Origin of the sequence: Sulfitobacter profundi (assembly GCF_042661425.1) — a bacterium.
Lineage (GTDB): Bacteria > Pseudomonadota > Alphaproteobacteria > Rhodobacterales > Rhodobacteraceae > Sulfitobacter > Sulfitobacter profundi.
Genome location: NZ_JBHSWA010000001.1, coordinates 1,439,626 through 1,464,507, shown reverse-complemented (window position 1 = coordinate 1,464,507; position 24,882 = coordinate 1,439,626). Strand labels below are relative to the sequence as shown.

At 60.7% G+C, this 24,882-nt stretch carries 16 protein-coding genes and 5 pseudogenes; 15 read left to right on the top strand and 6 right to left on the bottom strand.

Annotated elements, in window-relative coordinates; translation table 11 throughout:
• Nucleotides 1-16 precede the first annotated feature (16 nt).
• On the top strand, nucleotides 17-988 hold the full coding sequence (locus tag ACFQAU_RS07680; RefSeq protein WP_132443935.1) for a hypothetical protein: 972 nt from the start codon (nucleotides 17-19) through the stop codon (nucleotides 986-988).
• A gap of 19 nt (nucleotides 989-1,007) precedes the next feature.
• A complete protein-coding gene (locus ACFQAU_RS07675; RefSeq protein ID WP_067939590.1) occupies nucleotides 1,008-2,567 on the top strand; it encodes a phosphate ABC transporter substrate-binding/OmpA family protein in 1,560 nt (519 codons plus the stop codon).
• A 12-nt stretch (nucleotides 2,568-2,579) separates the two neighbouring features.
• On the opposite strand, the pseudogene radC reads toward ACFQAU_RS07675, so the two are convergent.
• The 3 genes and pseudogenes from radC to dnaK form a co-directional block, all read right to left on the bottom strand.
• Nucleotides 2,580-3,340: pseudogene (gene radC / locus ACFQAU_RS07670) on the bottom strand (RadC family protein).
• A 116-nt stretch (nucleotides 3,341-3,456) separates the two neighbouring features.
• Nucleotides 3,457-4,604: pseudogene (dnaJ, locus tag ACFQAU_RS07665) on the bottom strand (molecular chaperone DnaJ).
• An 80-nt stretch (nucleotides 4,605-4,684) separates the two neighbouring features.
• Nucleotides 4,685-6,604, bottom strand: a complete 1,920-nt coding sequence (gene dnaK, locus ACFQAU_RS07660) for a molecular chaperone DnaK (protein ID WP_067939593.1) — start codon at nucleotides 6,602-6,604, stop codon at nucleotides 4,685-4,687.
• Nucleotides 6,605-6,811: 207 nt separating this feature from the next.
• Between dnaK and ACFQAU_RS07655 the strand changes: the two are divergent.
• Nucleotides 6,812-7,412 (top strand): annotated as a pseudogene (locus ACFQAU_RS07655) (alpha-ketoglutarate-dependent dioxygenase AlkB family protein).
• Between the two features lie 50 nt (nucleotides 7,413-7,462).
• On the opposite strand, the gene ACFQAU_RS07650 reads toward ACFQAU_RS07655, so the two are convergent.
• Nucleotides 7,463-8,071 carry an SH3 domain-containing protein gene (locus tag ACFQAU_RS07650; protein ID WP_132443932.1) on the bottom strand — a complete coding sequence of 203 codons (609 nt, stop codon included), beginning with the start codon at nucleotides 8,069-8,071 and terminating at the stop codon, nucleotides 7,463-7,465.
• The gene (locus tag ACFQAU_RS07645; protein WP_120349760.1) at nucleotides 8,068-8,892 is read right to left on the bottom strand and encodes an ABC transporter permease; all 825 of its coding nucleotides are present in this window, start codon (nucleotides 8,890-8,892) and stop codon (nucleotides 8,068-8,070) included. The genes ACFQAU_RS07650 and ACFQAU_RS07645 overlap by 4 nt, the downstream gene beginning before the upstream one ends.
• Nucleotides 8,893-9,008: 116 nt before the next feature.
• On the opposite strand from ACFQAU_RS07645, the gene cysQ reads away from it, so the two are divergent.
• From cysQ to ACFQAU_RS07585, 12 genes and pseudogenes are all read left to right on the top strand, one after another.
• Nucleotides 9,009-9,806, top strand: a complete 798-nt coding sequence (gene cysQ, locus ACFQAU_RS07640) for a 3'(2'),5'-bisphosphate nucleotidase CysQ (RefSeq protein ID WP_132443931.1) — start codon at nucleotides 9,009-9,011, stop codon at nucleotides 9,804-9,806.
• A complete protein-coding gene (locus ACFQAU_RS07635; RefSeq protein WP_132443930.1) occupies nucleotides 9,806-10,606 on the top strand; it encodes a 3-deoxy-manno-octulosonate cytidylyltransferase in 801 nt (266 codons plus the stop codon). The genes cysQ and ACFQAU_RS07635 overlap by 1 nt, the downstream gene beginning before the upstream one ends.
• The gene (locus tag ACFQAU_RS07630) at nucleotides 10,603-11,877 is read left to right on the top strand and encodes a glycosyltransferase family 2 protein (RefSeq protein ID WP_386281507.1); all 1,275 of its coding nucleotides are present in this window, start codon (nucleotides 10,603-10,605) and stop codon (nucleotides 11,875-11,877) included. Before ACFQAU_RS07635 ends, ACFQAU_RS07630 begins: the two co-directional genes overlap by 4 nt.
• A 61-nt stretch (nucleotides 11,878-11,938) precedes the next feature.
• The gene (galU, locus tag ACFQAU_RS07625) at nucleotides 11,939-12,832 is read left to right on the top strand and encodes a UTP--glucose-1-phosphate uridylyltransferase GalU (protein WP_067916371.1); all 894 of its coding nucleotides are present in this window, start codon (nucleotides 11,939-11,941) and stop codon (nucleotides 12,830-12,832) included.
• Nucleotides 12,833-12,849: 17 nt separating this feature from the next.
• Nucleotides 12,850-13,833, top strand: coding sequence for a UDP-glucose 4-epimerase GalE (gene galE / locus ACFQAU_RS07620; protein ID WP_132443928.1), 984 nt, complete (start codon nucleotides 12,850-12,852; stop codon nucleotides 13,831-13,833).
• Nucleotides 13,826-14,542, top strand: coding sequence for a glycosyltransferase family protein (locus ACFQAU_RS07615; RefSeq protein WP_386281502.1), 717 nt, complete (start codon nucleotides 13,826-13,828; stop codon nucleotides 14,540-14,542). The genes galE and ACFQAU_RS07615 overlap by 8 nt, the downstream gene beginning before the upstream one ends.
• Nucleotides 14,473-15,021: a glycosyltransferase gene (locus tag ACFQAU_RS07610; protein WP_386281499.1), complete on the top strand. Its 549-nt coding sequence runs from the start codon at nucleotides 14,473-14,475 to the stop codon at nucleotides 15,019-15,021. The genes ACFQAU_RS07615 and ACFQAU_RS07610 overlap by 70 nt, the downstream gene beginning before the upstream one ends.
• 68 nt (nucleotides 15,022-15,089) lie before the next feature.
• Nucleotides 15,090-16,076, top strand: coding sequence for a glycosyltransferase family 2 protein (locus tag ACFQAU_RS07605; protein ID WP_206054277.1), 987 nt, complete (start codon nucleotides 15,090-15,092; stop codon nucleotides 16,074-16,076).
• Nucleotides 16,073-17,769 (top strand): annotated as a pseudogene (locus tag ACFQAU_RS07600) (DUF5927 domain-containing protein). Before ACFQAU_RS07605 ends, ACFQAU_RS07600 begins: the two are co-directional and overlap by 4 nt.
• 3 nt (nucleotides 17,770-17,772) lie before the next feature.
• On the top strand, nucleotides 17,773-19,200 hold the full coding sequence (locus ACFQAU_RS07595; protein WP_132443924.1) for a nodulation protein NodH: 1,428 nt from the start codon (nucleotides 17,773-17,775) through the stop codon (nucleotides 19,198-19,200).
• Nucleotides 19,201-19,285: 85 nt separating this feature from the next.
• Nucleotides 19,286-19,942: a membrane protein YczE gene (gene yczE / locus ACFQAU_RS07590; protein ID WP_120349751.1), complete on the top strand. Its 657-nt coding sequence runs from the start codon at nucleotides 19,286-19,288 to the stop codon at nucleotides 19,940-19,942.
• 171 nt (nucleotides 19,943-20,113) lie between these two features.
• Nucleotides 20,114-22,302, top strand: a pseudogene (locus ACFQAU_RS07585) (NADP-dependent isocitrate dehydrogenase).
• 113 nt (nucleotides 22,303-22,415) lie between these two features.
• On the opposite strand, the gene gyrB reads toward ACFQAU_RS07585, so the two are convergent.
• On the bottom strand, nucleotides 22,416-24,830 hold the full coding sequence (gene gyrB, locus ACFQAU_RS07580) for a DNA topoisomerase (ATP-hydrolyzing) subunit B (RefSeq protein WP_120349727.1): 2,415 nt from the start codon (nucleotides 24,828-24,830) through the stop codon (nucleotides 22,416-22,418).
• Nucleotides 24,831-24,882: the final 52 nt, after the last annotated feature.

Below are 24,882 nucleotides of genomic sequence, written 5' to 3'. Positions count from 1 at the left end.
TTGAAGGAGACTTGTCATGTGGCGCACTAAAGAAATTCTGACGGCTGTTGGCACTCTCACCTGTGCCGTGGGCATCGGCTATGTCATGCAAAGCTCTGACACGGCGCAGCAGCGTTATGGCGCGGCTGAGGCGCAGCGTCTGGTGGCCGACAATGGCGCGCTGCTCGAAGTTGAGGGCATCACCCTGACCTCTGCCGCGCTGGACAGTCCCATCGCGTTGCCGACGCTGGATGACCGGGTGGTCAAAGCCGCAGCCCCTCAAAGCCTGCCGCCCGCACCTGAGAGCCACAGCACCGCGATCCCCGCGACCTGCGATATCATCGCCACTGCAGACGCCGTGGCCGCCGCAATGGTGAAGCTCAGCTTGGATGCGGCCTGTCTGCCGAATGAACGGCTGACCGTGCACCACAACGGCATGATCTTTACCGAAGTCACCGATGACAAAGGGCGGTTGTCCGTCTCCGTCCCGGCCCTCGCGGAAGAGGCTGTGTTCATCCTTGCCTTTGGCAATGGTGACGGCGCTGTGGCGCAGACCACCGTGCCCGAATTGTCTGATTTCAACCGTGTCGTGCTGCAATGGAAAGGCACCGCGGGGTTTGAGCTTCACGCCCGTGAGTTCGGCGCGGATTATGGTGATGCTGGCCATGTCTGGTCCGGCGCCCCGCGCGATATGACCGCTGCCGTGCTGGGCGAAGGCGGCTTCATGACCCGCAATGGCGACACCGACATCGCTGAGCCTTTGATGGCCGAAGTCTATAGCTTCCCGGTCGCCAAAGCGGCGCAGGAGGGCGATGTCGCGCTGAGTGTCGAGGCAGAGGTGAGCGAGGCCAACTGCGGGCTTGAGATCGAAGCACAGGCGCTGGAATTGCGTGGCGACGATCCGGTGAAAACCCAGAACTTGACCCTCGCTGTGCCGGAGTGTGATGCGGTTGGCAACTTTCTGGTGTTGAATAATTTGCTCCAAGACCTGAAAGTCGCGCAGAACTGACGCAACCGGGTAGGTCTTGATGAACGGGTTGAAACGTGCGGCGATCAGCGCCGCACTTTTGCTTTTTACGGCGGTTACGGGCGCGGCGCAGGATATCGCGCTGACCTCGCGCGATGGCAGCGTTGAACTCAGCGGCACCTTGCTGGGATTCGACGGCGAATTCTATCGGGTCGAAACCGACTACGGCGAGCTGACCGTCGACAGCAGTGGCGTGTCCTGCGCCGGGCCGGGTTGCCCCAACCTTGAGGATTTCGTGGCCGAGGTGCGGTTCTCGGGCTCGGCGACCATGGGGGCGGTGCTGATGCCCGCGCTGATCGAAGCCTTCGCGGCGCGGCAGGGCTATACGGTCAACCGCGAAGACGGAGAAGGCGGACGTTTCGCGCTTCTGCTTTCGCGTCAGGATGATGGCAAACTGGCTGCGCGATTTGATTTCCGGGCGACCAACACCAACGAAGGCTTTGCCGATCTTCTGGCGGATGAGGCCGATGTGGTGATGGCCCTGCGCGAAGTGCGCCGCGAGGAGCGGATAAATGCCCGCGAGTTGGGGCTGGGCGATCTGACCGGCGCCAATCGCAGCCGGGTGCTGGCGCTTGATGCGGTGGTGCCTGTGGTTGCCCCGTCCAATCCGGTGAAACAGATCTCGCCGTTGACCTTGGCCCGGGTGTTTTCCGGTGAGATTAAGAACTGGCAGCGCCTTGGCGGGCCGGACGCGCCCATTGAACTGCATCTGCCCACCGCCGACAGCGGCTTGAGCCAAGCCATTGTGGATCAGGTATTAACGCCCGCCGGGCTGGAACTGAGCGGCGATGTCACGCGCCACACCATGCCCGACGCGCTGGCTGAGGCGGTCGCGCGGGATGTCTTTGCCCTTGGGATCACCAGCTATGCCGAACAGGGCGGGACCGAGGTGCTGACCCTTGGCGGCAACTGTGGCTTTGCGCTGGATGCCGCGCGGCGCACGATCAAAACCGAAGATTACCCGCTGACCGCGCCGATGTTCCTCTATTTCCCGGCGCGCCGGCTGCCGCTGATCACACGCGAGTTTCTGGCCTTTACCCGCGGCCCCTCGGCGCAGATCGTGATCCGTAGGGCCGGGTTCGTGGATCAGACGCCCGAAGAAATCCCGGTAGAGGAACAGGGCAACCGCTTTGCCAATGCCATTATCACGGCGGGGATCGAAACCCCGCTGGAAGAATTGCAGCGCATGACGGCGACGTTGGTGCCGATGGCGCGGCTGACGACCTCTTTCCGGTTCGAGGCAGGCTCGATCCGGCTTGACGCGCAGTCGCGCTCTAACGTTCAGCAATTGGCGCGGGCGCTGGAGCAGGGGCAATATGACGCGCGGCGGTTGATGTTCGTGGGCTTCAGCGATGGAGAGGGCGTAGCGAGGGCCAACCGCGAGATCGCGCTGCGCCGGGCCGAGGCAGTGCAACGTGCCGTCAGCGCCGCCGCGGTGACCGCCAACCTGTCGCGGATCGATCTGCGGGTAGATGCCTTTGGCGAGGCGATGCCGATTGCCTGCGATGACAGCGAATGGGGCCGACAGGCCAACCGGCGGGTCGAGGTTTGGGTGCGCTGAGGAGCGCGGGCCTTACAGGTGTCCTTCGCTCCGAAAACTCAGCTCGCGCGATTTGCCGATGATCAGGTGGTCATGCAGGGTCAGTCCCAAGGCGTCACAGGCGGCGGCGACCTGCCGGGTCATGTCGATGTCTGAGCGTGACGGGCTGGGGTCGCCCGAGGGGTGATTGTGGACGAGGATGATCGCGCTGGCGTTCAGTTCAAGCGCGCGTTTTGCAACCTCGCGCGGATAGACCGGGACATGATCGACCGTGCCTTTTGCCTGTTCCTCATCCGCGATGAGGATGTTCTTGCGGTCTAGGTAGAGCACGCGAAACTGCTCCATCTCCAGATGGGCCATGGTGGTGTGGCAATAGTCCAGCAGAGCGTCCCAAGAGGACACGATATGCCGCTGTAGCACCTTCGCCCGGGCCAGCCGCTGGGCCGCAGCCTCAACGATCTTGAGCTCGACAATCACCGCTTCGCCAACACCTTTGATATCGCGCAGGCGGGTGGCTGGGGCTGTGATGACGCGGTTAAAATCACCGAACCGGTCCAGAAGTTCACGCGCCAGCGGTTTGACATCACGGCGGGGGATGGCGCGGAAAAGAACAAGCTCCAGCATCTCATAATCCGGGATGGCGGCTGCGCCCCATGGACAAAACGGCTGCGGAGGCGCTGGCGGTGGTCTGCAATATAAGAGGGTTGTTTGCCCGTATTGGACGGCGGTCTGCGCGCTTCATCCATCAGGAAGGGAAGGGGCTGATCAGCCAAGGTTCTCGGGGCACGGGTCATGACCAGAGTCTTGCGCGAAGGTGGTTAGGATTCGGTTAACAGGGTTTTGACGTCCTATTTACCTTGTGCACCTAGGGGTGCGGGTGAGGCGCGCGATACGCCTCACCCGGCCAAATTTAACCCTTCATCGAATCCCAGAAGGATTTGACGGAAGAGAAGAAATTGCTGCTTTCCGGGTTGTTGTTCTGGGCTTCGCCCTCAAACTCCCGCAGCAGTTCTTTCTGTCTGTTGGTCAGGTTCACCGGGGTTTCCACCGCCAGTTCGATGATCATGTCACCGACGCCACCGCCTCGCAGCGGGGGCATGCCCTTGCCACGCAGACGCATTTGGCGACCCGATTGGCTGCCTGCAGGGATCTGCACGCGGCCACGCCCACCGTCGATGGTGGGCACTTCGATATTGCCACCCAAGGCGGCCGTGCTCATCGACACGGGAACGCGGCAGAAAAGGTTCGGCCCGTCACGCTCAAAGAGCTCATGTTCGGCCACCTCGATAAAGATATAGAGATCACCCGACGGCCCCCGCGCATGCCCGCTTCGCCCTCACCGGCCAACCGGATGCGGGTGCCGGTTTCAACGCCTGCGGGGATGTTGACCGAGAGCGTGCGCTCTTTCTCAACACGGCCCGCACCGCGGCATTTCTTGCAGGGGTTCTTGACGATCTGACCCATGCCGGAACAGGTGGGGCAGGTGCGTTCAACAGTGAAGAAACCCTGCTGTGCGCGCACCTTGCCCATGCCCGAACAGGTGGGACAGGTCGAAGGCTCTGCGCCGCCCTCGGCACCGCTGCCATCACAGGAGTCGCACTGGACAGAGGCCGGAACGGTGATCGACTTTTGCATGCCCGAGAAAGCATCTTCGAGCGAGATGCGCAGGTTGTAGCGCAAGTCGGCACCGCGTGCGGCACGGCGTCCGCCGCCACCCCCACGTTGGCCCATGAAGTCACCGAAAAGATCGTCAAAGACGTCGGAAAAGGCCGAAGAGAAATCGCCCTGACCGCCGCCCATGCCGCCGCCGGGTCGCCCGCCGCCCATGCCACCTTCAAAGGCGGCGTGGCCGTAGCGATCATAGGCCGCTTTCTTGTCGTCGCTTTTCAGCACGTCATACGCTTCACCCACTTCTTTGAACTGGGCTTCGGCGTTTGGATTGTCTTTGTTGCGGTCGGGGTGAAGGTCTTTGACCTTGCTGCGGTAGGCCTTCTTGATCTCGTCGGCAGAGGCCCCTTTGGCAACGCCAAGCACCTCGTAGTAGTCACGTTTTGCCATGGGTTATCATGCTCCTGCGCTGGAACGTGATGGGCCGGCCCGTCTGACGGACCGGCCCTTTCACAGGTTCCGTTTCACGCTTACGCGCGCTTGTCGTCGTCCAGATCTTCGAACTCGGCGTCGAGGATGTCATCGTCGCCACCCTGCGATTGCTGAGCATCCGAAGGCTGCGCCGTATCGTCGTTGCCTTCTTCCTGAGCGTTCTTATAGATAGCTTCGCCCAGTTTCATGGCCGATTCAGTGACGTTCTGGATGCCGGATTTGATCTTGTCGGCGTTGTCGGTTTCCAGTTCGTCTTTCAACGCGGCAATGGCCAGTTCGATCGCTTCGACGGTGGTCGGGTCAACCTTGTCGGAATGCTCTTCCAGCGACTTTTCGGTCGAGTGGATCAGCGATTCCGCTTGGTTTTTCGCTTCGATCAGCTCGCGGCGGGATTTGTCCGCCTCGGCATTTTCTTCGGCGTCTTTCACCATCTTGTCGATATCCGCATCCGACAGACCACCCGAGGCTTGGATCGTGATCTTCTGCTCTTTGCCGGTGCCTTTGTCGAGCGCGCCAACCGACACGATGCCGTTGGCGTCGATGTCAAAGGTCACTTCGATCTGCGGCATGCCGCGTGGGGCAGGCGGGATGTTCTCAAGGTTGAAGGCACCGAGCATCTTGTTGTCGGCAGCCATCTCACGCTCACCTTGGAAAACCCGAATGGTCACAGCGTTCTGGTTGTCTTCGGCGGTCGAGAAGACCTGAGACTTTTTCGTCGGGATCGTGGTGTTACGGTCGATCAGGCGGGTGAAGACACCACCAAGGGTCTCAATGCCCAAGGACAGCGGTGTCACGTCCAGCAGAACCACGTCTTTCACGTCGCCTTGCAGAACACCGGCCTGAATGGCGGCACCAAGGGCCACAACTTCGTCAGGGTTCACACCCTTGTGCGGCTCTTTACCGAAGAACTTGGTCACTTCTTCTGCGACTTTCGGCATCCGGGTCATACCACCGACCAGCACGACTTCGTCGATGTCGGAAGCCGAGAGACCGGCATCCTTCAGCGCTGCGGCGCAGGGCTTCATCGACGCTTTGATCAGGTCACCCACAAGGCTTTCCAGCTTGGCGCGGGTCAGCTTCATCACCATGTGCAGCGGCGAGCCGTCTTTGCCCATCGAGATGAAGGGCTGGTTGATCTCGGTCTGGCTGGAGGAAGACAGTTCGATCTTTGCTTTCTCGGCAGCTTCTTTCAGACGCTGCAGGGCCATCTTGTCTTGCGTCAGGTCAACGCCGTTGGCCTTTTTGAACTCATCCGCAAGGTAGTTGACGATGCGCATGTCAAAGTCTTCACCACCAAGGAACGTGTCGCCGTTGGTGGATTTCACTTCGAAGAGGCCGTCATCGATCTCAAGGATGGTCACATCGAATGTACCGCCGCCAAGGTCATAGACCGCGATGGTTTGCGTGTTCTCTTTGTCGAGACCGTAGGCCAGCGCGGCAGCTGTCGGCTCGTTGATGATCCGCAGCACTTCGAGACCGGCGATCTTGCCGGCGTCTTTGGTGGCCTGACGCTGGGCGTCGTTGAAGTATGCGGGCACGGTGATAACGGCCTGCGTGACTTCCTCACCCAGATAGCTCTCTGCGGTTTCTTTCATCTTACCAAGGATGAAGGCTGAGATTTGGCTTGGGGAGTATTTCTCACCACGGGCTTCGACCCATGCGTCGCCGTTGCCGCCATCAATGACGTTGAATGGCATGTTCTTTTTGTCTTTGGCCAGATCCGCATCGTCGTTGCGGCGGCCGATCAGGCGCTTAACGCCAAAGACAGTGTTTTCTGGGTTGGTGACCGCCTGGCGTTTCGCCGGCTGGCCGACAAGGCGCTCATCGTCGGTGAAGGCGACGATCGACGGCGTTGTGCGCGCGCCTTCGGCGTTTTCGATTACGCGCGGCTGGCTGCCATCCATGATGGCGATGCAGCTGTTGGTGGTGCCAAGGTCAATACCGATTACTTTGGACATGTTTCGATCCCTCTTTGAATCTAAGGCGATGACACGAGGCGCGGACCCGTTTCGGCATCCTGCCCCGATCTGTTGACATCGAAGACCACGTGCCTTCGACGGTTCGGAGCGTATATAGGGAGGGTATTTGCACCCTGCAACCATTGGCTGGTCAGGATGGTCGCGATTCCGTGATGTTTTTGCCAAACGAGTGAGGAAGAAAGAAAAATGACTGCTTTGCGCCTGCGGGGCTTCGATATCCACAAAGAATTTCTGGGAAGAGCGGCCCAGCAGGAGGTGCTGGACGCGGTGCGCGGTGTGGTGCGCGAGGCGCCATTCTTTCGCCCCGAAGTGCCGCGCGGCGGGCGCATGTCGGTCCGGATGAGCGCCGCGGGGCGCTATGGTTGGTTCTCGGACCGGCGCGGCTATCGTTACGTCACCGAACATCCCGATGGCCAGCCATGGCCCGAGATCCCCGCACCGATTCTGACGATCTGGGACAAGTTGACGGGGTTGGAGCGTCGTCCCGAATGCTGCTTGATCAATTACTACGATGCCGATGCGCGCATGGGGCTGCATCAGGACCGGGATGAGGCGGACTTTCAGTGGCCCGTGGTCTCGGTCTCTTTGGGGGATGACGGGTTGTTTCGGATCGGCAACCTGACCCGAGGCGGCAAGACGGAATCGATCTGGCTGCAGTCAGGCGATGTGGTGGTGATGGGCGGAGAGGCACGGTTGACCTACCACGGGGTGGACCGGATCAAGCCCGGCACCTCGACCCTGCTGCCCAAGGGGGCGGATCAATTTGACGCTTCGGGTGGTGGAGTAACGTTTTCTTTTGAAGAAAACGGCGACGGACTTTTTGAAAAGTCCGTCGTTTCAGCGGCTGAGGGAACAACACCCTGTCTGATGTTGCCAGCCATCATTTCCATGCAAAAGAAGGTCGACCGCAAGCCCATAGGCGCGGTCAGACATGCCATCGCTACAGGCACGCGCCGTAAGCGCGGCAATGGCCGCGCCCTGCGGCCCCTCGGCGATCATGTGAAAACTGTCGCGCCGCCCCTGCGCCGGGCCAGACTGCGTGATGCGGTAATCGCGTGCGCCGCCCGCCATGGCATCATAGCTCAGCGTCTCGCCGGTCACCTCAAAAGACCAAAACGGCTCCGTCCCGCCGCAATGGGCCACGGGTGGCATCGCACCGGCCCATTGGCCCGGTTGCCGGGTGAGGAAACGCAGAGAGACCCAGCCGCCCCCTTCGCCCGTATTGATCAAGCCCCAGCCGTGATGGTCGTCGGGGCGGATCACTTCGATGTTCTGCGCATCAGGCTCAAAACTGCCGATGATCGGGGCGCTGGCGCTCGGGGCTTGGCGAATGTTCAACACGTCATGCGCCGCGACACCGCTGACGTCATGCAGGGCGGGCCATGCCTCCTGCGTCGCCCAAACAGGCAGCGTCCAGAGGCAGAGAAGGATCGCCAGCAGTCTCACCGCCGGGCATTCCAACTGATCGACGCATGGCGGCGGGTATAGAATTCGCCCATCAGCCCGATCATCAAAAGCACCAGACCAACCCAGAGCGGGTATTCCCAACTGCTGTAGCGCGGGTTGTAATTGATGAAGGCAAAGCCGCGCGCCTGATCAATGCTGTGAAACAGTGGGTTCCAATCAAACATCGCCAGCATATAGCCGGGCAGAGAGTTGGCGAGGAACATCTTGCCCGAGGCGATCATATTGGCACGTTGATAGACGGTCGAAAAAATCGTCACGAAGGACGGAAACCACGGCTTGATCGCCAGCATCACCAGCCCAAGCGCACAGCCGGTAAACCACGCGGTGAGCATCATCCCGAAAGCGGCAAAGGGCTGATCGATGGAGATCGGGGTCACCGCCACATGGTAAATAAACAAGATCACAAAGAGCGACAGCACCTGAATATAGAGCGACCCGACCGCCGCCGAAGCGATGGCGATGATCGTATTCATCGGGGCGTGCTGCATCATCGGGCTTGCCGGCCCCTCTGACCCGGCGACCGCGCCCAATGCCTTCACATGGGTGAGGTAGAGAAAGATGCCAGACATCAGATAGACAAGAAAATCACCGCGTACGGCTGACCCGCGCATCCCGAGGATCGAGAACATCACATAGAAGGCCAGCACGAACATCACCGTTTGCAGCATGTTCATCGCGATGGCGATGAAGGCGTTGTTGTGCTGTTTGCGCACGTTGCGCACCACGGAATGGTAAACCAACTCTGCAATGGAGAGAGCCGAGCCGAAGCCGGATTTCGGCTTTCTGGAGGATTGGAACATGCGCGTGTCCTTGACGAAGCCCTAACGTGGCACGGAATTCTTGCTGTTCCGTTAGCTGCACAGCATAAGGGAAACGGTTAATTGAAGCAACGACAGCCCGCAGGGCCGGAGGCAAAATGGATTACGAGAAATTGGTCGCAGAAATGCGGCGGCTGGCATTGGAAGCCGGGGATAAGATCATGGAGATCTATGGTCAGGATGATTTCGAGGTGAAATCGAAATCCGACGACAGCCCCGTCACCGCCGCCGACGAAGCCGCCGATGCGATCATTTCCGAAGGGCTCCGGGCTGCCTTTCCCGATGTCATGCTGGTCACTGAAGAACAGGCCGCAACCCATACCGTCAAGGGCGATACATTTCTCATCGTTGACCCGCTTGATGGCACCAAGGAATTCGTCCACCGCCGCGGGGATTTCACGGTGAACATCGCGCTGGTCGAAGGCGGCGTGCCGACGCGCGGCGTGGTCTATGCCCCTGCCAAATCCCGGATGTTCTTTACCCAAGCCGACGGTCAATCGGTCGAGGAGACGGGCGCATTTGCCAAAGGGCAGCTTGGCGAAACCAAGGCGATTTCAGTCTCTAATCCAGACAACACGGCCCTGATGGTCGTCGCCTCCAAATCACACCGCGATCAGGCGACTGACGATTACATCGGCAAATACGGCGTGCGGGACATGACCTCGGCAGGGTCGTCGCTGAAGTTCTGTCTGGTCGCGACCGGAGAGGCCGATCTCTACCCGCGTTTGGGCCGCACGATGGAATGGGACACCGCCGCAGGCCATGCGGTGCTGAACGGGGCAGGCGGCGCAGTGGTGCGTTTCGATGACCTCACCCCGCTGGCCTACGGCAAGGAAGATTTCGCCAACCCCTTCTTCATCGCCCATGCACCGGGTGTTGAGCTGAAAGCGGGCTGATGTCTGTTCTGATCGTCATCCCCGCCCGCTATGCCTCCACCCGCTATCCCGGCAAACCGCTTGTGGCCCTCACCGGAGCTACGGGGCAAAAACAGTCCCTGATCGAGCGCAGTTGGCGGGCCGCCAGCGCGGTTTCGGGCGTCGATCGTGTGGTGGTGGCCACCGACGACGACCGCATTCGCGAGGCCGCAGAAGGTTTCGGCGCCGAGGTCGTGATGACTTCGGAAGCCTGTGCCAACGGCACCGAACGCTGCGCCGAAGCTCATGCCGCGCTGGGCGGGGGCTATGACATCGTGGTCAACCTGCAAGGCGACGCACCGCTAACGCCGCATTGGTTCGTCGAAGGGCTGGTGCAGGGGTTGAAAGACAATCCCGATGCCGAGATTGCCACCCCGGTGTTGCGTTGCGACGGTGCCACGCTGAACAGTCTTCTGGGCGACCGCAAAGCAGGCCGGGTCGGCGGCACGACGGCGGTTTTCCGGGCCGATAATCAGGCGCTCTATTTCTCGAAAGAGGTCGTTCCCTATACCGGAAAGCCCTACGCAGAGACTGATATGACCCCGGTTTTCCATCATGTCGGTGTCTATGCCTACCGGCCCGACGCGCTGGCGCGCTACCCCAGCTGGCCTGTCGGCCCCTTGGAGCAGTTGGAGGGGCTGGAACAGCTTCGTTTCCTTGAGAATGGGCGCCCGGTGCTCTGCGCCGAGGTTGAGGCCAAGGGGCGCGAGTTCTGGGAATTGAACAACCCCGAGGACGTGCCGAAGCTCGAAGCCATGATGGCGAAAATGGGTCTGGAATGACCACCACCCCCGTCAGTGCCACGCTGGAAAGCGGCGTGCCTGTCAGCATCGTGATCGTCAGCCGGAACCGGCCCGAGGCATTGCGGCGTTGTCTGACGGGGGTGGAGCTACTTCAATACGCCCCTTTCGAAGTCATCGTCGTGGCCGATCCCGCAGGGATCACCGTGGCCCGCGACATGGTCTTTGCCGAGGCCCTAAAGCTGGTCACTTATGACAGGCCGAACATCTCTGCCGCGCGCAACCTTGGGATCGCCGAGGCCGCGGGGGAGGTCGTGGCCTTTATCGATGATGATGCCGTGCCAGAGCCGCTGTGGCTGCGCCACCTGCTGGAACCTGCGCAACGGCCCGGCGTCGCGGCGATGACCGGTTTCGTCCGGGGGCGAAACGGCATCTCGTTCCAATACCGCGCGCGCCAACTGAACGCTTTGGGAGAGCCGGAAAACCTTGATGTAGACCCCGAAACGCCCAGCATTCTGCCCCCCGCCCGGGGGGCGATCAAAACCGAAGGCACCAATATGGCCTTTCGGCGTGATGTCTTGGTGGAGGTGGGCGGTTTTGACCCGGCCTTTCATTACTATCTCGATGAAACCGACCTGAACATGCGACTGGCGCGGGCAGGCCATGCCACCGCAATCGTGCCCCTGGCCGAGGTCCATCACGGTTTCGCCGCCAATGCGATGCGCAGCGCCAACCGCGTGCCGCGTGATCTTTTCGATATCGGGGCAAGCTGGGCCGTGTTCCATCGCAAACATCTGGCCCCGCAGGACCGTGCCGCGCAATGGGCGTACCTTCGCGCGGCAGAGCGCCGCCGGTTGCTGCGCCATCTGATAAGCGGTGGGTTAGAGCCAAGCGATGTTCCCCGTCTGCTGCGCAGACTGGATGAAGGCCACGCCGAGGGGCTAAAGCGCCCCATCGTCAGCACCACCGTACCGCGCACAACCAACAGCCCCTTTTGCCCCTTTCCCGCCCGCCCGCGGCGCAGCGTGGCGATCTTCACCCGGCCTATAAAACTGGCACGAGACCGGGCAAAAGCTGCAAAACAGGCGCAAGCCGGAGAGATCGTTACCCTGATCAGCCTTTCGCCAACGGCGCTCTACCATCGCGTTGCCTTTGATCCGACCCACGCTATTTGGCTGCAAACAGGTGGAATATTCGGAAAATCCGCCCGGGATGACGCGGTTTTTCGCTTAAGGCGGCGGTGTGATCGGCTGAAAAGAGAAGTTAAGCGAGTTGCCAGACAGCGCGGTTTCAGCGATGATCGTAGCCGTTAAAAAGACGCAGGTGGATTTACCGTGGCGTTCTGTATTTTTCGAATAAGTTGTAAGGATTAACATGCGCAAGAAGGTAACAAAGGCGGTTTTCCCTGTCGCAGGTATGGGGACACGCTTTCTGCCCGCCACCAAATCGGTGCCCAAAGAGATTATGACCCTCGTTGACCGCCCCTTGGTTCAATACGCAATCGATGAGGCGCGGGCGGCCGGGATCAAAGAGTTCATCTTCGTGACCTCGCGCGGCAAAGGCGCGTTGGAGGATTATTTCGACCACGCCCCGCAGCTTGAGCAGGAGTTGCGTAAAAAGGGCAAGACAGAGCTTCTTGAGACGCTTCAAAGCACCAATATGGACAGCGGTGCGATTGCTTACATCCGCCAGCATAAGGCGCTTGGGCTTGGCCATGCGGTCTGGTGCGCCCGCCGTTTGATCGGCAATGAACCTTTTGCTGTCATGCTGCCTGATGACGTGATCGCGGCGGAAAAGCCCTGCCTCAAGCAGATGGTCGAAGCCTATGAGGAAACCGGCGGCAGCATGGTCGCCGCGATGGAGGTCGAGCCATCCCGTGCGTCTTCCTACGGCATTCTCGACACCAGCGAAGAGCGCGGCGATATGGTGAAGGTCAAAGCGATGGTAGAGAAACCCGCCGTCGACGAAGCGCCGTCGAACCTTGCGGTGATCGGGCGTTATATCCTCTCGCCGAACGTTTTGAAGAACCTCAACAAACTGAAATCCGGCTCGGGTGGTGAGATTCAGCTGACCGATGCAATCGCCCAAGAGATCGAGCAAGGCCGTGATGTCTATGGTTTCCGGTTCCGCGGGCAGCGGTTCGATTGCGGCTCCAAGGCGGGCTTTCTTCAAGCGACCGTGGCCTTTGGTCTCGCCCGTGAGGAATTGCGCGACGATCTTTCGGCCTATCTGCAAAGTATTTCCCAAATCGACCGGGCCGCGCAGTAAGGTCGGGAAAACGCAAAATGGAAAAGGTATTGGTAACGGGCGGAGCGGGCTATATCGGCTCGCACGCTTGTAAGGCATTGAAAGCGGCGGGCTTTATCCCCGTCACATTCGATAATCTGGTGACAGGCTGGCGCGATGCCGTGAAATTCGGCCCCTTTGAGCAAGGCGATCTGCTGGACCGCGCGCGGCTGGATGAGGTCTTTGCGAAACATCAGCCCATTGCGGTGATGCATTTCGCCGCCCTCAGCCAAGTGGGGGAGAGCATGGCGGAGCCGGGGCTTTACTGGCGCAACAACGTCAACGGGTCTCTCACGCTGATCGAGGCGGCAGTCGCCGCAGGCTGCAAAGGCTTCGTCTTTTCGTCGACCTGTGCGACCTATGGCGATCAGGATAACGTCGTGCTGGATGAGAACAGTGCGCAATATCCGATCAACGCCTACGGCGCATCGAAACGCGCGATCGAAGACATCCTGCGCGACTTTGAGGCGGCCTATGGGCTGCAGCATGTGATCTTTCGCTATTTCAACGTGGCCGGGGCGGACCCCGAAGGCGAAGTGGGCGAGTTCCATCAGCCAGAGACGCATCTGATCCCCCTGATGCTGGATGCGATTGCCGGAAAACGCGCGGCGCTGACTGTTTTCGGGGATGACTATGACACCCCCGACGGCACCTGTATTCGGGACTATGTGCATGTCTGCGATCTGGTCGATGCCCATATTTTGGGTCTGAAATGGCTTCAGGACGGGAAGGGCAGCCGCGTGTTCAACCTTGGCACCGGCAGTGGCTTTTCGGTGCGTGAAGTGCTCGACCATAGCCGCGCTGTGACCAATCAAACGGTGCCCCATGAGATCGGCGCGCGCCGTCCGGGGGATTGTACCAAACTTGTGTCAGGCTCTTCCCGCGCGGAAGAGGAGTTGGGTTGGGCGCCCAAGCGCTCGACCTTGGACAAGATGATTGCAGACGCTTGGAAGTGGCACCAGACCGGCCACTACGATGGCTGAACCCGCCGCGCGACTCTTGGACCTGACGCGCAGTTTGCGTCGGGTCGGGCGGGGCGCGACGGGGGTTGATCGGGTCGAACTGGCCTATCTCTCACATCTTCTGACAGGTGACGCACCGCTCTTTGGAGTGGCGCGCACGGCTTTGGGCTATGTCTTGCTGGACCGCGACGGGATGCGGGGCTTTCATGATCGGCTTGAAGGTCGCGTCCCTTGGGGGCGGGCAGACCTTCTGTCGCGCTTGCCACGGGGGCGTAGTGTGGCTCTAACACAGGCGGAAAGTGACCTGAGGCGCTTGGCGAGGGGGCGGTGTCTGCCTGCCGGGTTGCCGTCACTGCTCGCGCGGCATCTGCCACCGGGCTTTGCCTATCTCAATGTCGGCCACAGCAACTTGACGGACCGGGTTCTGGGCGGCGTGAAAAAGGCGCAGGGCCGGATTGCGGTTCTTATCCATGACGTGATTCCGCTAGACCATCCCGCCTACCAGCGTCTCGGCACGGTCGCGCCGTTTCGGGCCAAGATTGACCGGGTGTCTGCGCAGGCCGATCTGGTGATCTACAACTCGCAAGACACGCGCCAGCGCAGCGAGGCGCAGATGCGGGGGCGGATTCCCCTGCCGTTGTCGCGCATCTGGGTCTCGACATGCCCGCGCCCGATGGCGGTGAACTGCCTGCGGGCCTGCCGCCAGAGCTTCCCTATTTCGTCGTTGTAGGCACCATCGAGCCGCGCAAGAACCATGGTTTCTTGCTGGACCTATGGCAGCAGATGGGCCCTAACGCGCCGCTGCTACTGATCTGCGGCGCTCGGGGGTGGAACAACAGCGCGGTCTTTGACCGACTTGATCGGCTGCCTGCGGGCGGCCCTGTGCGCGAGTTCTCAAGCCTCAGCGACGCCGGATTGGCCGCATTGGTTCAGGGTGCGGCGGGGATGCTGTTCCCCAGCCACGCAGAGGGGTTCGGCCTGCCGCCCGCCGAGGCGCTGAGCCTTGGATCGCGTGTTTTATGCAACGATTTACCAGTCTTGCACGAGGTCCTAGGCGACAAAGCCGTTTACGCGGCCCTGAGCGAGCCCTATTCATGGATCAGAACAATCGAAGAATGGGCCGCATCTGTGCCAGACCCGCGCCCCGCGACGACTTTTATCGCGCCAACATGGGCCGAACACTTCAAGACCGTGTTAAAGTCGACGTGATAGCGCGGTAGAGAAGCGGTCAGATCCGATAGGTAAGGGGCGGTTTGGGCTTAATTCAGTCATATCGATTGCGACTGCAACGCAAGCGCTGGCGCATCCGCGCCTTCCGCAAACGGCGCGAGTTGACCCGCATGGCGAACCGCACCGCCCAGATCAAACGCGACGATATCCTTGTGTTCTGCACGCAGCGCAACGAACGCATCCGGCTGCCCTATTTCCTGAAATACTACCGCGAGATGGGCGTCGGACACTTCTTCTTCGTCGATAACGACAGCACGGATGGCTCGCTCGACTATCTTGCCGAGCAACCCGATGTGTCGGTCTGGAGCGCCAAGGCCAGCTACAAGCGCGCGCGCTTCGGCGTCGACTGGCTGAACTGGCTGCAGATGAAATACGCTCATGGCCATTGGGCGCTGACGGTCGATCCCGATGAATTTCTGGTCTATCCCTTTTGCGACACGCGGCCCCTGCGGGCGCTGACCGATTGGCTTGATGCGTCGTCGATCAAAAGCTTTTCCGCGATGCTGCTGGATATGTATCCCAAAGGGCGGCTTGACGAAGAACCATACCAAGCGGGCCAAAATCCGATTGAGATTGCGTCGTGGTTCGACAGCGGCAACTACACCATTTCGCGCAATCGGCGGTTTGGAAACCTTTGGATTCAGGGCGGGCCACGGGCGCGGGTGTTCTTCCCAGATGAACCCGCCAAGGCGCCGGCGTTGAACAAGGTGCCGCTGGTCAAATGGGATCGGCGCTATGCCTATGTCAGTTCGACCCATATGCTGCTGCCGCGCGGGCTTAATCAGGTCTATGACGAATGGGGCGGAGAGAAAGCCTCGGGCGTGCTGCTTCATGCCAAGTTCCTCGACACCTTCGGCGCCAAGGCGGCGGAGGAGTTGCAGCGCAGCGAGCATTACGCGGCTTCGGTGGAATACAAAGCCTATGCCGCGCAGCTAAAGGACGACCCGCAGCTATGGTGCAAATGGTCGGAGCGTTACATCAATTGGCGGCAGCTTGAGATTCTCGGCCTGATGTCCAAGGGGAACTGGGCATGAGCGTCGGGATCGTCATGCTGGTGCACAACGCCTTTGACCGGGCCGAGCAGGTCGCGCGCCATTGGGCCGCTGCGGGCTGCCCGGTGGTGATCCACATCGACAAGGCCGTGCCCCGGCGGGCGCATGATGCTTTCGTGGCGGCACTCTCTGACCTGAAGGATGTGCATTTCAGCCCCCGCAAACGCTGCGAATGGGGCACTTGGGGGATCGTTGCGGCCTCTCAGGGGGCGGCGGAATTGATGCTGTCGCGCTTTCCCAAGGTGCGCCATGTCTATCTGGCCTCGGGTTCCTGTCTGCCGCTGCGCCCGGTGCAGGAATTGATCGACTATCTTGAGGACCGCCCGCAGACCGATTTCATCGAAAGCGCCACCACGGCGGATGTGCCCTGGACGGTGGGCGGGCTGGATGAAGAGCGGTTTACCCTGCGTTTCCCCTTCTCTTGGCGGCGCAACCGCTATCTGTTTGACCGCGCGGTCGAGATGCAGCGCCTGCTGCGGCTCAAACGTCGGATGCCGCGCGGGATCGTGCCGCATATGGGCTCGCAATGGTGGTGCCTGACCCGGCGCACCCTGTCGGCGATCCTGCAAGACCCCGACAGGCCGACCTACGACAAGTTCTTTCGCCACGTCTGGATCCCGGATGAGAGCTATTTCCAGACCCTAACGCGGCTCTATTCCAGCAAGATCGAAAGCCGGTCGCTGACCCTGTCGAAGTTCGATTTTCAGGGCAAGCCGCATATTTTTTACGACGACCACCTGCAGCTATTGCGCCGTTCGGATTGCTTTGTCGCACGCAAGATTTGGCCCCATGCAGACAGGCTCTATCAAGCGTTTTTGACGGATTCGGCCGGTGCGCTGAAAAAGACCGAACCGAACCCCGGCAAGATCGACCGCATCTTTGCCAAGGCCGTGGAGCGGCGGACCCGTGGGCGCGCGGGGCTCTATATGCAAAGCCGCTTTCCCAATGAGGATTGGGAGAATGGCGTCACCGCTGCGCCCTATTCTGTGTTTCAGGGCTTTGCCGAGATTTTTGAGGATTTCGAACATTGGCTGAGCCGTGCCAGCGGGGGCGCGTGCATGGGCATCTCTTTGCGCCAGACCGGGTTCATTTCGCCGACGGGCAGACCGCGCTGAACGGTGCCTTGTCGGACAATCCGGTGCTGCGCGATCACAATGCCAGTGCGTTTTTGACCAACCTGATCTGGAACACCCGTGGCAAACGTCAGTGTTTTCAGTTCGGCCCGATGGACAACCAAGACATCAATTGGCGCGTCGCCAAAGACCCTAACGCGCATATTTCGGTCATCACCGGCGCTTGGGCGGTGCCGCTGTTCCGCTCGAACCTCGATTTCGCCGATATACGCCGTCTGGCGGCCAAGCTGCAAAAGACGGAAAGCACGCATATGGACATGCTGCACTCGCCCTATACCAAGGCGCGCGTGCGGGTCTGGACGATGGCGGATTTCATCGAAGCGCCGATGGAGCCGCTGCAAGAGATCCTTGATGAGATCGGCCGCCCCCGCCTGCGCCGCCTGTCAGAGGCGCCGCGCATGGTTGATCTGGACGGTTTCGGCCAGTTCCTGCAGAACCTCAAGAACCAAGGCATGCACCCCTATCTTGTCGGCGATTTCCCTGTCGCCCGCGGTGGCAGTGCCGATGCCAAACCCTCTCCCAAACCCTATCTGGTGAAATAACCCATGGGCGACAAATTCGACAGTTTCGTGGTCTTCGCCGAGATGCGGACCGGGTCAAATTTTCTGGAGGCGAACCTAAACGCTTTCGCGGGGATCGCCTGTCATGGAGAGGCCTTTAACCCTTTCTTCATGGGCTATCCCAAAAGCGAGCCGATCCTAGGTATCGATCAGGCCACGCGGGACGAAAACCCTAAAAAGTTGCTGGCGGCGATCCGGGGTCAACAGGATGCCTTGGGCGGCTTTCGCTATTTCCACGATCATGATCCGCGCGTATTCGAGACCATCCTCAAGGATCACCGCTGCGCGAAAATCGTGCTGACCCGCAATCCGGTCGACAGCTACGTCAGTTGGAAGATCGCGCAGGCGACCGGGCAGTGGAAGCTGACCGATATGAAGGCGCAGAAGGTGGCGCAGGCGGTCTTTGACGCCGATGAGTTCAGCACACATCTGGACGCCTTGCAGCGCTTTCAGATCACGCTGCTGAACCGCTTGCAGACTTCGGGCCAAACGGCGTTTTACGTGGCATACGAAGACCTGCAAAGCGTTGAGGTGATGAACGGTCTTGCGCGCTATCTTGGCGTGGATGAGCAGTTGGAGGCGCTGGACAAGAACCTCAAGAAGCAGAACCCCAGCCCGATCTCGGCCAAGGTCAGCAACTATGACGAGATGCTAGTGGCGCTGGCGCGGTTGGACCGTTTCGATCTGACCCGCACCCCCAATTTCGAGCCGCGGCGCGGGCCGAATGTGCCCTCCTACGTGGCGGCGGCGACCATCGGGTTGATCTATCTGCCGATCAAATCCGGGCCGCAGGATCAGGTGTTGGATTGGCTGGCCGCCCTTGATGGTGTCCCGCGCGAGGCGCTGCGCGATAAGATGTCGCAAAAAGAACTGCGTCAGTGGAAGCGCAAAACGCCGGGGCATCGTGGCTTCACCGTGCTGCGCCATCCCGCCCGACGGGCGCATGATGCTTTTTGCCGCCACATCCTGACCACGGGCGAGGGCAGCTATCGCCAATTGCGCAACACGCTGATGCGCCGCTACAAGATGCCGCTGCCGAAAGATGGCCCCGATGCTGGCTATGACCGAGATGCGCATCGCACCGCCTTTGTCGCCTTTCTGAAATTTCTCAAAGGCAATTTGGCCGGTCAGACGTCGATCCGGGTGGATGCGGCATGGTGCTCTCAGGCCCAAGCCATCGCGGGGTTCGGCGAGTTCTGCCTGCCGGATCGCATCATCCGCGAAGAGGATCTGGCCAGTGAACTGCCCGCTTTGGCCGCGGGCCAAGGCCATGTGACCACCCCCGCCGTGCCTGCGGCGGCGGAACCCGGTCCCTTCACGCTTGCCGATATCTATGACGATGAGGTCGAGGCGTTGACGGCGGATGCCTATCAAAAAGATTACATGACTTTCGGCTTCACCCGCTGGCGCTGAGTTGGCGGTGGATTGACCTTGCCGGGTTTGGCGTAAACTGGAACAAGGATGCATCCTGAATGCATCGCCAAAGGTCGCGCCGCCCGTGAGTTTCCTGTCTGTCACCTCTGTCCCGACATTGCGCTGGAGTTCGCCCAAGGCGTTCACCCTCAAGCCGCCTTTTGCCTCGATGGTGTTTCTGATCCTCGGGCTGGTCATGTTCGGCTTGGGCGAGGCGCTTTTGGTCAATGCAGGCGTCGGTGTCAGCCCTTGGACCGTCTTTGCCGAAGGGGTGACCAACATCACGGGTTGGAGCCTTGGGCTGGCCACGTTCCTTATCAGCGCCACGGTGCTGCTGCTTTGGATCCCGCTGCGCCAGACGCCGGGCATCGGCACCATTCTGAACGCGGTGATCGTAGCACTGGTGTTGGAATATGCGTTGCCGATCCTGCCGCGGTTTGACAGCTATCTGGCCAATGTAATGCTGGCGCTGACCGGCGTCTTTGTGACCGGCTTTGGCGGCGCGATCTATCTTGTGGCCAACCTCGGCCCCGGCCCGCGCGATGGGCTGATGACGGGGCTGCAGCGGGTGACGGGCAAACCCATCGCCCTTGTCCGCATGAGCATCGAATTATCGGTCGTGGCGATTGGCTGGGCCTTGGGCGGGACGCTGGGCCTTGGCACGCTGCTTTTCGCGGTCGGCATCGGTCCGGCCATGGCCATCGGGATGCAGATTCTGCAAACGCGCAGCGTGACCCGCTAAGACACAGACGCGGGATCCGGGGGATGCGCTCCATCGAAGCATGCCGAAAGGCTGAAATCCGCTAGTTCCACATATTTTCCCGAAACGACCCTACCGCATACTGCGGTATACCGTCGACCTTCGCCGCTTCTTCCGCTATCAGGGCACCAAATGCAGCAATTTGGAGCAATCATGTCCGATATCATCTACACCAAAGTTGACGAAGCGCCGGAGCTGGCCTCTGCGTCGCTGTTGCCAATCATCAAGAAATTCGCCGAAGCCGCTGGTGTGAGCGTCGGCACGAAAGACATCAGCCTTGCGGGCCGTATCCTTGCGACCTTCCCCGAGCATCTGACCGAGGCGCAGCGCCAGTCGGACGATCTGGCGGAACTGGGCCGTCTGGTAAAGACGCCCGAAGCGAATGTCATCAAGCTGCCGAACATCTCTGCCTCCGTGCCGCAGTTGGTCGCGGCGATCAAAGAGCTTCAGGCCCAAGGCTATGCGCTGCCCGACTACCCAGAAGAACCCAGCACGGACGAAGAAAAGGCCGTGCGCGCCAAATATGATGGCATCAAAGGGTCGGCTGTGAACCCGGTCCTGCGCGAAGGCAACTCTGATCGCCGCGCGGCCAAGGCCGTCAAAAGCTTTGCCCAGTCCAACCCGCACCGCATGGGCGACTGGCAGTCGGACAGCAAGACGCATGTATCGTCGATGTCCGGCAATGATTTCTTCTCCAACGAAGTTTCCGCCACGCTCGATGCCGCGAGCGGCGCAAAGATCGTGCTGGAAACCGCGGATGGTGAGACGGTTCTGAAAGACGGGCTTGAGTATCCTGCGGGCACCGTGGTCGATGCGACCTTCATGAGCGCCGCGGCACTCAAGGAGTTCCTCAACACCCAGATCGAGAAAACCAAAGAAGACGGCATTCTCTTCTCGCTGCACCTCAAGGCCACGATGATGAAGGTCTCTGACCCGATCCTGTTCGGCCACGCGGTCAAAGCCTACCTTGCACCGGTGTTTGATAAGCACGGGCAAAAGCTCAAGGAACTGGGCGTGAACCCCAACTCCGGCCTTGGCGACCTGCTGGAGCGCGTGAAGGGCGAGACGGAGATCATGGCCGACATCGACGCCTGCATGGAAGACCGTCCGCCGATGTATATGGTCGATTCCGACAAGGGCATCACCAACCTGCATGTGTCCTCCGATGTGATCATCGACGCCTCGATGCCCGCGCTGATCCGCGCTGGCGGCAAAGGCTGGGGCCCGGACGGCAAGGAACACGACGCCAACTGCGTGATCCCCGACAACTCCTATGCGCCGGTTTACGACGAGGCGATCAACTTCTTCAAAGAGAACGGCAAGCTTGATCCGGCAACCGCAGGCACGGTGCAGAACATCGGCCTGATGGCGCAAAAGGCCGAGGAATACGGCTCTCACCCCACCACGTTTGAACTGGCCGAGGCAGGCACCGTCAAGATGATCCTCGACGATGGCACTGTGCTGCACCAGCACAAGGTCGACGCCGGTGATATTTGGCGCTCTTCCTCCGCGCGCAAGGCACCGATTGAGGATTGGGTGAACCTCGCCATCTCGCGTCAAAAGGCCGAAGGCTGCCGGGCGATCTTCTGGCTGGACGAAAGCCGCGCCCATGACGCCGAACTGATCTCCTACGTGAAGCCGATCCTTGAGGCCCAAGGCGTGGCCGATAAGTTCGAGATCATGGCCCCCGCGAAGCCACCCGCGCCTCGCTCGAGACGATCACCAAAGGCGAGAACACGATTGCCATCACCGGCAACGTGCTGCGCGACTACCTGACCGACCTCTTCCCGATCTTGGAATTGGCGACCTCTGCCAAGATGCTGTCGATCGTGAAGCTGATGAACGGCGGCGGTTTGTTTGAAACCGGCGCGGGCGGTTCGGCCCCCAAACACGTGCAGCAGTTGGTTGAGGAAAATCACCTGCGGTGGGATAGCCTTGGCGAGTTCTGCGCGCTTGGTGAAAGCCTGATGTTCCTCGCCGACGCACGCGGCAACGAGAAGGCGCGCGTGTTGGGCAAAGCGGTCGAGACCGCGACGCAGGGCATCCTCGACCACGGCCGTTCCCCTTCGCGCAAGGTGGGTGAGCCCGACAACCGCGACAGCCACTATTGGTTCGCGCGCTATTGGGCCGAAGCGGTGGCCGCGCAGGGTGATGACGCAGGGCTCGCCGCAGAGTTCGCCCCCATCGCCAAAGAGCTTGCCGCTAAGGAAGCCGACATCCTCTCTGAGCTTGCGGCGGCCCAAGGTGCTGCTGTCGATCTTGGTGGTTACTATCACACCGACGCGAACAAAACTGCCCGCGTGATGCGCCCCTCCGAGACGCTGAATGGCATCATCGGGTAATTAGCCTGATATAAACAAATCCGCCGCGTAGCTGTCTGAGCTACGCGGCGGATATCCGTTTCAAGAATTTGAGCAGAGCGAAAGCGCGTCTTTGCGCCTGCCTACTTCCCCCTTTAAAAATCCAGGTTCTCCACGCTCAGCGCGTTCTGCTGAATGAACTCGCGCCGTGGCTCGACCACATCCCCCATCAGCTTGGTAAAGAGATCATCCGCCTCGGCCATGTCCTCTACGCGGACCTGCAGCAGCGTGCGTGCATCGGGGTCTAGGGTGGTTTCCCACAGCTGATCCGGGTTCATCTCGCCCAGACCCTTGTAGCGCTGCAACGACAGGCCCTTTTCGCCTTCGGCGAGGATCGCTCCGAGCAGGTCCATGGGGCCATAGATCATCTGGCTGCGGTCCTTGCGGATCAGCTTGGCGGGCTGGTCATAGACATCTTGCAGGTGCTGGGTGAAGCTGCCGGATTTCTTCGCCTCGCCCGACCGCATCATGCGGCCATCAAGCGTGCGTACCTCCTCTACGCCGCGCAGGATGCGGGCGAGGCGGATGCCGTGATCTTGGGTGATGCGGCCCTGCCAGCCACGCTCGTATTCCAGCGCGATCAGGTTCAGACGGTCGGCGACCTTGTCGGCCACGCCTTGCAGGTCGCTGTCCACCGCGCCATCGACAAAGGCCCCGGCGATGGCGGCCTGTTCAAGGATATGGCGCGGGTAATGGGTTGGGAAGGCTTCCAGCACGCGCTTGAGTTGGCGCGCCATGTCGACCACGCGGGTGAGGTCTTGGCCGGTGATCTCTTCGCCGTTGCCTTGGCGCAGCATGGCACCGTCGACGCCCTGCTGGATCAGATATTCCTCCATTGCGGCCTCATCCTTGAGATAGACCTCGGACTTGCCGCGCGACACTTTGTAGAGCGGCGGCTGCGCGATGTAGAGGTGTCCGTTCTCAATGAGTTCGGGCATCTGGCGGTAGAAGAAGGTCAGCAGGAGCGTGCGAATATGCGCGCCGTCGACGTCGGCGTCGGTCATGATGACAATCTTGTGGTAGCGCAGTTTGGAGAGGTTGAACTCATCCCGCCCGATGCCAGTGCCGAGCGCCATGACAAGGTTGCCGATCTCTTGGCTGCCCAGCATCCGGTCAAACCGGGCGCGTTCAACGTTGAGGATTTTACCTTTGAGCGGCAGGATCGCTTGGGTCTGACGGTCGCGTCCGGTCTGGGCAGAGCCGCCGGCGCTGTCCCCCTCGACGAGGAAGACTTCGGTCTTGGAGGGGTCTTTCTCCGAGCAGTCCTTGAGCTTGCCCGCGAGGAAGTTCACATCCATCGCCGTCTTGCGCCGTGTCAGCTCGCGCGCCTTGCGAGCGGCTTCGCGGGCCTGCGCGGCCTCGACGATCTTGCCGACGATCTGCTTTGCCTCGTTGGGGTTTTCCTCGAACCACTCGGCGAGCTTTTCGTTCATCAGCCCTTCGACCGCGGGGCGCACTTCGGACGACACCAGCTTGTCTTTGGTCTGGGAGGAGAACTTCGGATCCGGCACTTTGACCGAGAGCACGCAGGTCAGACCCTCACGCGCGTCGTCGCCGGTGAAGTTGATCTTTTCCTTTTTGGCGATGCCACTGGTCTGAGCGTAGCCGTTGATCGTGCGTGTCAGCGCGCCGCGAAAGCCCGCCATATGGGTGCCGCCATCGCGCTGCGGGATGTTGTTGGTAAAGGGCAGCACGTTCTCGTGGTAGCTGTCGTTCCACCACATCGCCACTTCGATGCCGATGTCGTCCCGCTCCCCGGTGATGAAGATCGGCTCGGGCATGACGGAGGTCTTGTGCCGGTCAAGGTATTTGACGAATTCCTTCACGCCGCCTTCGTAGAACAGTTCTGTGCGCAGCGGCTCGACGGGGCGTTCGTCGTTCAGGATGATCCGCACGCCGGAGTTCAGGAAGGCCAGTTCGCGCAGGCGTTTTTCCAGCGTTTCGAAGCTGTATTCGAGGTTCGAGAAAGTCTCGGTCGAGGCCATGAAGCGGACCTCGGTGCCGGTGCGGTCCGTCTCGCCCACGACTTCGAGGTGCTTGGTGGTGAAACCACCCTCAAACCGTGCGACATGTTCCTTGCCCTCGCGCCAAATGCGCAGTTCCAGCCAGTCCGACAGGGCGTTCACAACCGAAACGCCAACCCCGTGCAGACCGCCCGAAACCTTGTAGGAGTTGCTGTCGAATTTACCGCCCGCGTGCAGCTGGGTCATGATGACCTCGGCGGCGGAAACGCCTTCTTCTTCGTGGATGCCCACCGGAATCCCGCGCCCGTTGTCGCTGACCGAGACGCTGGAATCCTCGTGGATTGTGACCGTTACCGCGTCGGCATGACCGGCCAGCGCCTCATCGATGCCGTTGTCCACGACCTCATAGACCATGTGGTGCAGGCCCGAGCCGTCATCGGTGTCCCCGATATACATGCCGGGGCGTTTGCGAACAGCCTCCAACCCTTTGAGAACCTTAATGGAATCGGCGCCGTATTCCTGTGGTGTCTGCGCGGTATCGGACATGCGGAAATAACCCTTCTCGTTTGCCCGATTTATAGTGTTTTCGCCCGGCATT

What these genes read in the sequence shown, in the direction of transcription:
- ACFQAU_RS07615 (WP_386281502.1), top strand. Translation starts at nt 13,826, where the DNA reads ATGGCTGAACCCGCCGCGCGACTCTTGGACCTGACGCGCAGTTTGCGT.
- cysQ (WP_132443931.1), top strand. Translation starts at nt 9,009, where the DNA reads ATGGATTACGAGAAATTGGTCGCAGAAATGCGGCGGCTGGCATTGGAA.
- ACFQAU_RS07645 (WP_120349760.1), bottom strand. Translation starts at nt 8,892, where the DNA reads ATGTTCCAATCCTCCAGAAAGCCGAAATCCGGCTTCGGCTCGGCTCTC.
- galE (WP_132443928.1), top strand. Translation starts at nt 12,850, where the DNA reads ATGGAAAAGGTATTGGTAACGGGCGGAGCGGGCTATATCGGCTCGCAC.
- ACFQAU_RS07635 (WP_132443930.1), top strand. Translation starts at nt 9,806, where the DNA reads ATGTCTGTTCTGATCGTCATCCCCGCCCGCTATGCCTCCACCCGCTAT.
- galU (WP_067916371.1), top strand. Translation starts at nt 11,939, where the DNA reads ATGCGCAAGAAGGTAACAAAGGCGGTTTTCCCTGTCGCAGGTATGGGG.
- ACFQAU_RS07630 (WP_386281507.1), top strand. Translation starts at nt 10,603, where the DNA reads ATGACCACCACCCCCGTCAGTGCCACGCTGGAAAGCGGCGTGCCTGTC.
- gyrB (WP_120349727.1), bottom strand. Translation starts at nt 24,830, where the DNA reads ATGTCCGATACCGCGCAGACACCACAGGAATACGGCGCCGATTCCATT.
- ACFQAU_RS07595 (WP_132443924.1), top strand. Translation starts at nt 17,773, where the DNA reads ATGGGCGACAAATTCGACAGTTTCGTGGTCTTCGCCGAGATGCGGACC.
- ACFQAU_RS07610 (WP_386281499.1), top strand. Translation starts at nt 14,473, where the DNA reads ATGCCCGCGCCCGATGGCGGTGAACTGCCTGCGGGCCTGCCGCCAGAG.
- ACFQAU_RS07680 (WP_132443935.1), top strand. Translation starts at nt 17, where the DNA reads ATGTGGCGCACTAAAGAAATTCTGACGGCTGTTGGCACTCTCACCTGT.
- dnaK (WP_067939593.1), bottom strand. Translation starts at nt 6,604, where the DNA reads ATGTCCAAAGTAATCGGTATTGACCTTGGCACCACCAACAGCTGCATC.
- ACFQAU_RS07675 (WP_067939590.1), top strand. Translation starts at nt 1,008, where the DNA reads ATGAACGGGTTGAAACGTGCGGCGATCAGCGCCGCACTTTTGCTTTTT.